At 49.8% G+C, this 10,456-nt stretch carries 1 protein-coding gene; it reads right to left on the bottom strand.

All coding sequences use genetic code 11. The features are described 5' to 3' along the window. Positions 1-10,456 (bottom strand): amino acid adenylation domain-containing protein (locus tag ACX0G9_RS30910; protein ID WP_459068859.1); only part of this gene is annotated, 10,456 nt, incomplete at both ends.

The raw sequence follows: 10,456 nt of genomic DNA, 5'->3' as shown, positions 1-10,456 counted from the left end.
TCTCCCATCCCCCTTCCGCCAAACCATGGGTCACATCTTCGGCCAACAACTCACCTCCCCCATTCTCCTGAAGACCCCGCAATGGACCGGCCATAAAGCTTTCTGCCGTTAATTCCGGACGGTTCAGATAGCCCCGTGCGACCTGGAGGCCTCCAATGCATAATTCACCTCCGATACCTATTGGCGAAGGGTTCCCCGATTTATCCAGAATATATATTCTTACATTCTTAACAGGTTTCCCAATGGTAATACCTCCGTCGGGACGGAGGGGATTATGCGTCAGCGTTGCCGTAACGGTATTTTCTGTAGGGCCATATCCATTGACCAGGTTTATTCCTTTTAAGATAACGGACTTTGCTGTTTCAGCAGTCAATGGTTCACCTGCGGCATATAAATACCGGAGATCAACGAGATCATCGATTTCATCTGTGATGGCAGGAATATAAGAAGGGGGAAAAGTAGCCACCTCCACTTTATTCCGCTTCAATAATTCAATTAATAAGGAGGAAGATAAAATTTGTTCCTTGTTAGGAATGACCAGCTTCCCTCCGCTTGACAATGCGTTGAAAATCTCCTGACAGGAACCGTCGAAGCTAAAGGAAGCAAATTGCAGGATGCTGTTTCCGGGATTCAATCCCAGGAATTGGATATGGTTAAATACCATATTGACTAATCCTCCGTGTTCGACAATAACACCCTTGGGTCTGCCGGTTGACCCGGAGGTATAGATCACATAAGCCGCCTGCCCGGATTTGGGAACGGTTTGCAAATGATATTCAGGTCCTTTGCGAATGGCCGGTCCGTCCTCATCAAGCAGGACCACCGAACAATCCTTCCTTATCTGAATGTTTGATATAATTTTTCGGTTACTCACGATAACCTTCGCATCTGCATCCTCCACCATGAAGCGGATCCGTTCGGCGGGATAGGCCGGGTCGAGAGGTAAATAAGCGCCCCCCGCCTTCAGTATTCCCAGTATGCCGATGATCATTTCCGGGGACCGCCCCAAACAGACCGCAACCAGCGTCTCTGATCCGACCCCTTTTTTACGCAGGAAATGGGCCAACTGATTCGATTGCACATCCAGTTCCCCATAGGTCAGCCTGCTTTCTTCAAAAACCACTGCCACGTAATCGGGAAAATGTCTGACCTGCTCTCCGAAAAGTTCCACCACAGTTTGGGCAGGGGGGAAAACAGTGCTGGTATCATTAAATGCCAACAGGATCTGTCTGCGTTCCGGTAAACTCATCAGCCTGATATCTTTTATTTTATTCCTAACCAGATCTGATTCGGTCAGTTGCTCCAAAACCTCCCTGAAATGCCCCTGCATTTGCGTTATATCCCGCTCGGATAATAAGTGGGCATTATACCTGAACCGGATAGTAATTGTTTTGCCGGCTGCAATATTAATACCCAACGGGAAATTACTTTGATCATGGATCCTGACGTCCGATACCTGCAATGCCCAATCCCGGGCGGCAATCAGCTGGCTGACCGGGTAGTTTTCAAACACCAGCAGGCTGTCGAAAAGATCCCCGGGTATATCCAGCCAGCGTTGGATATCATTCAGACCCGTATATTGATATTCCCTGCACAACCCCTGGTCCTGCTGGATTCCTTCCAGCCAGGACAGGATATCCTGATCCTCGGTCAGGCGGGCGTGAAAGGGGATTGTATTGATATACATTCCCACCCGCTTCTCCACTTGCGGCAGATCTTCGGGACGGCCAGAAACCGTTACTCCATAGACAACATCAGGATTATCTGTATAACGATACAACAGGTAAGCCCAAACACCCTGCATGACCGTGTTGACCGTCAGACGATGTTTTTGTGCATACCATACGATCCGTCCCGTCCCGGCCTCTCCGATTTGGATCAACGATTCCTTAAAGATTCCCAGACCCTTGTTCCGGGCTGCCGTTGGTTCAATAAAGGGCAGTAGGGAACCTTCCGTTATACCAGCGAGGTAATTCCGCCAATAGGCCGCGGCCTTTTCATTATCCCGGCTTTCTATATAACGGATATAATCCTCGTACCGGTCTTCCGGCGGCGTTTTTCCTTCTTTATCCTTCCCGGTTACCAGTTCCTCGTAATATTTCAGCAATTCCTCCATCAGAACAGGTATCGACCATCCATCGATCAGTATATGATGGTGAGTCCACAACATCCTGTACCGGTCCTCCGCCAGCCTTAACAGCCCGATACGCATGAGCGGGGCCAGTTTAAAGTCAAAACCCTTCCGTCGATCGGCCTCCTCATATGCCAGGATCGCTTCGGTCTGTTCTTCGGATGTCATATACCGATAGTCCGACTCATAGAGGGGCATTTTTATTTCTTTAAATACGACCTGTACCGGTATACTGAACACATCGTAGTAGAAAGCGCTTCGCAGTATACTATGGCGCTTCAGTAAATAAGACCAGCTTTTTTCGAACGCCGGTTTATCAAGGCGGGTAACCTCGCAACTGAACTGTTCCACATAGGCTCCCGCCTGTCCGTCATAAAGGCCATGAAAGAGCATTCCCTTCTGCAGGCTGCTTAAACGGTATACCCCTTCCACCAGATCCCTCCCCGGTTCCCCCTCCAGGAACTTATCCAGCTCTTCAAAAGTAACTTCCCCACCCAGGCCATAATCAGATGGCGTATGCTCATGTCCGTGCCTACCCTTTTTAACACAATGGCCGATCAGTTTTTCCAATTCCCGCATATAGTCATCCGCCAGGGCCCGGACCGTTTGTTCATCATAGTGCAGGCTACTATAACTCCAGTCCAGCACTAACTCCCCGACCTGCACCTTCCCGTTCACCGACAGCTTTTCGGCTACCGGTATTTCTTCACCCACCGTATCTCCCATTTCTTCTCCCGCTTCCCGGAACCATTTGCTCCGGCCAAGCACGTTATCCAATTGCCCCAGGTAATTGAAAACAATATCCCAGGGCACTCTACCCTGCAAACTTTTTTCCCGCCGGATATATTTTAATACTCCATATCCTATCCCTTTGTCCGCAACTTTACGTAATTGCTCCTTCACATTCTTGATCAGCGATCCTTCGGACATTCCAACCGGTATTTCTATCAATACCGGATATATACTGGTAAACCAGCCCACTGTCCGGCTCGTATCGACATCTCCGATATTTTCGCGGCCATGCCCCTCCAATCCTATCACCACCTCCTGCCGTTTACTCCAACGGCATAGCAAACTGCCCAGTGCGGTAAGCAGCAGGTCATTGATCTCCGTATGGTAGACACCCGGAGCTTCCTGCAGCAATAGTCGCGTCTGTTCCCGGTTAAGACGTACGCGGCAGCTTCGTGTATCTTTTCGTAAGACAGGCCCTGGATCTGGGCGGTCCAAAGGCAAAGGCAGATAGCTCCCTGCCACTTTTTCCCAATAGCTTAATTGTCCTCTTAACCGTTCGCTCCTCCCATATTGTTCCAATGTTTCATACCATTCCCGGTAGGAAAAGCCTTTCTTTATATTTCCGGGAGAGGGCGACTTTTTGTTCAATCCTCCCCGGATTCTCCAATCCCCGTTTTCCAGCAGCCATTCCAGGTCCTCCAATAGGATACGCCAGGAAACTCCGTCCACTACGAGGTGATGAATCACGATCAGCAGCCGGTTAAACGGCTCTTCCGCAGGGGTTGACAACAATACCGCCCGCATCAGGTCTCCTTCTTCCAAACGAAGACTGCCCTGATAATGCTCTCCCCTTTCGGCCAGCGAAGTCTCCAAAGCATTGCCGGAGCCCGTTATAGTTTCCACGATTAAGGATCCCATACTGGAGCCGGTATAAGGCATGTATTCCTGTTCCCATCCCCCGGCCGTCCGGTGATAACGGAACCGGAGCGCATCATGCAACTGACGCAAACCTTCCAGGGCTTCGCCCAGCGCTTCAGCGGTAACCGTTTTCTTTACGCCGAGCAAAACGCTCTGATTAAAATGGGATCCCGATCCATTTTCATGATCCAGGAAAGCCTGCTGAACAGGCAACAAACCGCATTTTCCTTCCGGCGCATCTTCCGGGTTGCCGGAAAGTTTCCCTGTACCGGAAGACCGGATATCCAGGATGGCCGATAAGGCAGCTATCGTTTGGTGCTTAAACAAGTCACCAACCTGTAAGGTCTCCATTCCCAACCTACGTGCCCGGCTCACCACCTGGATCGAGATGATCGAATCGCCACCCAATTCAAAAAAGTTATCGTAGATACCTGCCTTTTTAACGTCCAGCAATTCTTCCCAGATACCGGCCAGGTTTTGTTCGGTGATATTACGGGGCACGGCATATACGGTTCCCTGCAATTCACCGGGTTCAGGGTCTGGCAACGCCTTCCTGTCTATCTTTCCGTTATAGGTAAGGGGCATATGATCCAGTTCAATAAAAAAGGCTGGTATCATATAATCCGGCAATTGACTCTTCAAAAAATCGGCTATTTCTTTTTTATTAAATTCTCCTCTGGCCACAATATATGCAGCCAGGCGTTTATTGCCCTGGCGATCCGATACAGCCGATACGATACCCTGCTGTATCAAACCGCTTTTTTCCAGTACCCGCTCTATCTCTCCCGGTTCGATCCGGTACCCTCTTATCTTCAGCTGATCATCCTTGCGACCCAGGTACTCAATATTCCCATCCGGCAGCCAACGGCAAAGATCTCCTGTTCTGTACAATCTGAGGGAGGTCCTCCCGTCAAAAGGATTGACAATAAATCGATATGCCGTTAACTCCGGGCGGTTCAGATAGCCCCGTGCAATTCCGACGCCCCCCAGGAATAATTCTCCGGCTGTCCCTACCGGTTGCAGACGGTCCGCCTGGCCGGCAATATAAACCTGTGTGTTTGAAAAGGGCTTCCCGATAGGGATGATCGGAGAAGGCTTGGAAAAGTCCACCTTATATATGCATTTTCCAATAGTGGCCTCAGTAGGTCCATAATGGTTATAAACAACTCCCTTATAGGCCGAATGCTTCAGGTGACCAATGATGACCGGAGAAAATGCTTCTCCGCCAAAAATGAGTACCTTCTCCGGCAACGGCATTTTTCCTTCATCGATATAGGATATCCATAGGGAAGGAACGATCTTCAGACAATCAATAGCTTTTTCTTCCAGGTAGGCACGCATTTTTCTGCTTTCGGACAATAGCGCTTCGGACAAAATATGAACAGTACCTCCCAGAACGAAAGAGGAGAACAACAGGGAATATCCCGCGTCTGCGACCAGGGAGGCGACCAGCGCGAACGACCTGCAATTTTTCAGGTCAGCACCGGCAATTACACCATAAATATGGTCCACCAGGCTATGGTGCTCGATCAGCACTCCCTTTGGATGTCCCGTGGATCCAGAGGTATAAATGACATAGATGGGATGATGCGGGTCTGATTCCGCCAGGGGTTTTGTCTCCTGTTCCCGGATTATATCCGCCCATGCCTCATCTAAAGTGATAACTTCAAAGTCACCACCGGGTATGCCGGATCGACAGGACATACTGCTCAACACGATGCGGGCTCCTGTATCTTCCAGCATAAACCGGATTCGCCCTGCAGGGAAGGCCGGATCGATCGGAACGAACGCTCCTCCTGCTTTTAAAATCCCCAAAACACATACGATCATTTCCCATGAGCGTTCCATACAGACAGGGACTAAATCCTCTGCCCTGACTCCTTGGCTCTTTAAATAATGTCCAAGCTGGTTCGAAAGCAAATCCAGTTCCCGGTAGGTCAGTTCTTTCTCCTCAAAGACCAGGGCAATACCATCCGGATTCAGGATCGCCTGTTCTTCGAACAGCTCTACCATCGTTTTATTTTCGGGATATTTTTCCTGTGCATAGCCTATCCCGATCAATTGCTTTTTTTCCGCCGGGGTCAGCAGTTCAAGATCTTTTACCAGTTGCAGAGGTAAAGATTCATCCGTAAGCTGATCTAATACCTGTTCAAAATGTCCCCTTATGGCATTGACATACCTTCCAGGCAATAATTGGGTGTTGTACCGGAACCGGATCATGATGGTTTCTCCGGCGGTTATGTTGATCCCTAAAGGATAATTATTACGCCCTTTTAATTCCACATTCGTTATGTCCAGGCTGCCCAAACGAGAGGCGAAGATTTTACTGACCGGATAGTTCTCAAAAACCAGTAAACTGTCGAACATATCTCCTCTCCACCCCATCCATCGTTGTATATCGCTTAATCCGGCGTATTGGTATTCCCTGGCTGCCGACTGTTCTTCCTGTATTTTTTGAAGGAAGGTCAATAATCCCTGGTCTTCGTCCAGGGTACTGCGGAACACCAGCGTATTAATAAACATCCCCACCATTTTTTCCACCCCGGCCATTTCTCCAGGCCGTCCTGAAACCGTAACTCCATAAACGATATCACGATTACCCGTATAACGGTACAACAGGAAAGCCCAGACACCCTGCATCACCGTATTTAACGTCAACCTGCTGTTTTTGGCAAACCGGATAATGCGCGCCGCGAAATCCGGTGGCAGCTTCAGTATTTCTTCCTTATAATCCCCGTTTCCTTTATTACGTTCATTGGTAGATCCAATGAATGGCAACAGGCATTCTCCGGATAAACCGGCCAGATAACTGGTCCAATAATTCTTTTCCTTTTCAATATCTCTTCTTTCCAGAAATTGAATATATTTTCCAAAGACATCCGCCGGCCTATCCGGCAGATCCGCGTTCCTGCTCTCCGTTGCGGCAATTAATTCTTCATAATAGTCCAGCAACTCTTCCAGCAGAACAGGAACCGACCATCCATCCAGCAGCAGGTGGTGAAAGGTCCAAACCATCCGGTACCTGTCCTCTCCCAATCGTAACAACCTTATTCGCATGAGTGGGGCCTGCTTAACGTCAAAACCTTTCCGGCGATCGGCATCCTCATAGGCGAGGATCGCCTCTTCCTGTTCTTCAGGTGTCATAGACCGGTAGTCTTCTTCGCCGACACTCATTGAAATGTCCCTGTAGGCAACTTGTACCGGCATGCTAAACACATCATAATAGAAAGCGCTCCGCAGGATACTGTGGCGCTTCAGCAATTGAGACCAGCTTTTTTGGAATGCCGCTTTATCCAAGCTGCTGATTCCGCAGCTCAATTGCGTGATATAGGTATCTGTCCGTTCCTCATACAGCCCATGAAAGAGCATCCCTTTCTGCAGACTGCTTAACCCAAATACCCCCTCCACTCTATCTCTGCGCGTCTTCCTTTCAACGCTGTTTTTTTCCGTTCCAGCTATATCGTCGAGGAAACGATCCAGCTCTTCCTTGGTAATTTCCCCGTCCGGACCGTATCCCAGGCTAAGATCCGCGGACAGATCGCCCTCTGCCAAAGACCTTGACTCCAGGGCAATAGCCAGGCCTTCAATTTGCTGGTAACGGAAAAGGTCCTTCGGCTGCAAGTTGTATCCCAACCGGCGCGCCCGGCTCACCACCTGGATCGTAATGATCGAGTCACCTCCCAATTCAAAAAAATTATCGTGAATTCCTACCTGTTTTACATCCAGCAATTCTTCCCAGATGCCTGCCAACTCTTTTTCCTGCTTCGAACGCGGAGCAGCAAAGCCATTCATCATCGCCGTGGAATCCGGAGCCGGCAGGCTCTTCCGGTCTATTTTCCCATTCGGAGTAACCGGTAATTTTTCCAACATGATCAGCAGGGCAGGCACCATATAATCGGGCAACCGGCTTTGTAAAAAGAAAAGAATATCATCCCGGTCAATATTTTCTTTTGGTACGGCATAACCTACTAACCGTTTGTTCCCCAGGTTATCCGTATGGGCAACTACTGCACTCCGGTACACCAAACCGCTTTGTTCCAGTACCCTTTCTATTTCACCCGGTTCGATCCGGTATCCTCTTATCTTCAGTTGTTCATCCCTTCGGCCCAGGTATTCGATATTTCCATCCGGCCGCCAACGGCAAAGATCTCCTGTCCTGTACAACACTCTTTCTCCGCCACCCCCGTTTTCTCCTGCTCTAAAGCTTTCCGCGGTAAGCTCAGGCTGGTTCAGGTATCCCCGCGCCACTCCGCTCCCACCGATGCACAGTTCGCCTGGCACTCCAATGGGGCTAAGCGCTCCGCCTATACCCCGGATACATAAATAGGTATTCGCTATAGGTCTGCCGATCAGGGCCGGCTCCTTTGTTTTAATCCGGTAACAAGTACTGTAGGTGGTAGTTTCGGTCGGCCCATACAGGTTTCTGACCTCCGTCTTATTTATAGCCAATCTGAGCTGAACGTCTGGGGGAATGGGCTCTCCGGCTATATTGAGCACGCTTATATTCCCCAGATCGATCTTCTCCCGCAATAAAAACTGGAGAACCCCCGGAACCGTATTCAACAATACCTGCGAATCGCCGGGCAGGTATTTTCCTGCCGTCAATCCGTCCTCCAATAACCGGATCCGTTTCCCCTGAATAACGGGATACAACAATTCAAATACGGAAAGATCAAAACAGATAGACGTAGCAGCATAGACAATCTCAAAAGGACTGTCGGCAAATTCCTTCCGGCACCATTGTAAAAAAGAGGATACATTCCGATGTTCGATCATAACCCCTTTTGGTCTGCCGGTAGACCCCGAGGTATATATCACATAGGCCAGGTGATTGGCCATAATATTGTTCGTTATCTTAGTCACTGGTTCCCGGCTAATTTTTTCCCAGTCTTCATCCAGGTATACCTGTACTGCCGGGTGATCCGAAGGCAGGCCTGAGCTGCAGGCTTTGCTGGTCAGAATGATCCCGGCCCCCGTATCTTCCAGGATGTACCGGATCCGGTCGGCCGGATAAGCTGGATCGATCGGAACATAGGCTCCTCCGGCCTTAAGTATCCCCCATATCCCAACCACCATCTCCAGATTACGCACCGTGCAAATAACAACGGGACTTTCCTTTTTCAATCCTGCCTTGCGCAAATAATGGCCCAATTGGTTGGAGCGTTTATCTAATTCCCGATAGGTCAGCTCTTCCTCTTCAAACACCAGGGCAACACTGTCCGGAGCCATGGCTACCTGTTCTTCAAACAATTCCAGAATGGTCCTGTCTTCAGAAAAGACTGCTTTTTCGGGATTGAATTCTTCCTGCAATTGCTCACGTTCTTCCTGTGTGAGCATCTGCAAATCTCCGATCCGCTGTTCAGGAGCGCGGACCACATTTTGTAATAATTCTTTATAGTGGGTGACCATCCTGGTTATCGTTTCTTCCCGATACAGGTCCGTACAATATTCCACCGTTCCGGTCCATTCTTCATCCTCTTCTGTCAGGGTATAAGTTAGATCGAACTTTGAAGTAAGCAGATCCGCCTTCTCCTGTATCAGGTCAAGTCCGGGCAAACTATTCCGGCCAATGAGTTCCCCGGTTTTATGCTGTAAGACAAACAGCACATCGAATAAGGCATTCCTGCCCGTGTCTCGTTTGGTTACCAGGGATTCCACTACTTTTTCGAAAGGCACCTCCTGGTGTTCATAAGCTCCCAGGGTTGTATCGCGGATCCGTTGTAATAAAGTTATAAAAGGCGGATTATTCCCCAGATCCGTGCGCAGCACCAGCGTATTGACAAAATAACCGATCAGCGACTCTGTTTCCGTCTGCTGCCTTCCGGCAAGCACACTCCCAACTGCGATGTCCTCCTGACCGCTGTATTTATACATTAACACCTTAAAGACGGCCAGAAGGGTCATGAATAAGGTGCTATCTTCCTGTAATGATAATCGTTGCAGGCCCCCGGTCAATTCCACATCCAGCCTGAAAGACAGACTCGCACCCCGGCTACTTTGCAGTAAAGGCCGAACATAATCCGTCGGCAGGTGCAAGGGCTCCAACCCCGTCAGCCGTTCCTGCCAGTAGCCCAGTTTCTTTTCCAATACTTCACCCCTTATATGCCGGCGCTGCCAGATCGCATAATCCGCATACTGTACCGGCAACGCTGCCAAGGACAAGGTACTTCCTTCCCGATACGCCTTGTACCCGTTCACCAGTTCCTTCACCAGGATCGCATTGGACCACCCGTCCGAGGCGATGTGATGCACTACCAGCACCAGTATCCATTCCTGCTCCCCCAGCCGGATCAGATGGGCCCGCAGGCTATAATCCACAGACAGATCGAACCGCACACCGATCAACTGATCTATATACGCCCGGAGGGCAACAGCGTCTTTCGCACAGCTCTCTCCCGCTTCCAGGCCTAATTGAAAACCATCCGGTTCCAATACCCGTTGACTGGCTTTACCTTCCTGTTCGCCAATCACGGTCCGAAGTATTTCATGGCGGTTCACCACCTCCTGCAGCGCATACGTCAATGCGGCCACATTCACCTGGCCTTGCATGCGTAAGACCAGCGGCATATGGTAGGCTACACTTCCTTCCAGTTTATCGATGAACCATAACCGCTCCTGCGCAAACGATAACGGGATCCGTTCCGGACGCGGTTGCACCGATATGCCAGCGAGACC

This window comes from Flavitalea flava, from assembly GCF_054461575.1.
This window is presented reverse-complemented; position numbering and strand designations above follow the sequence as displayed.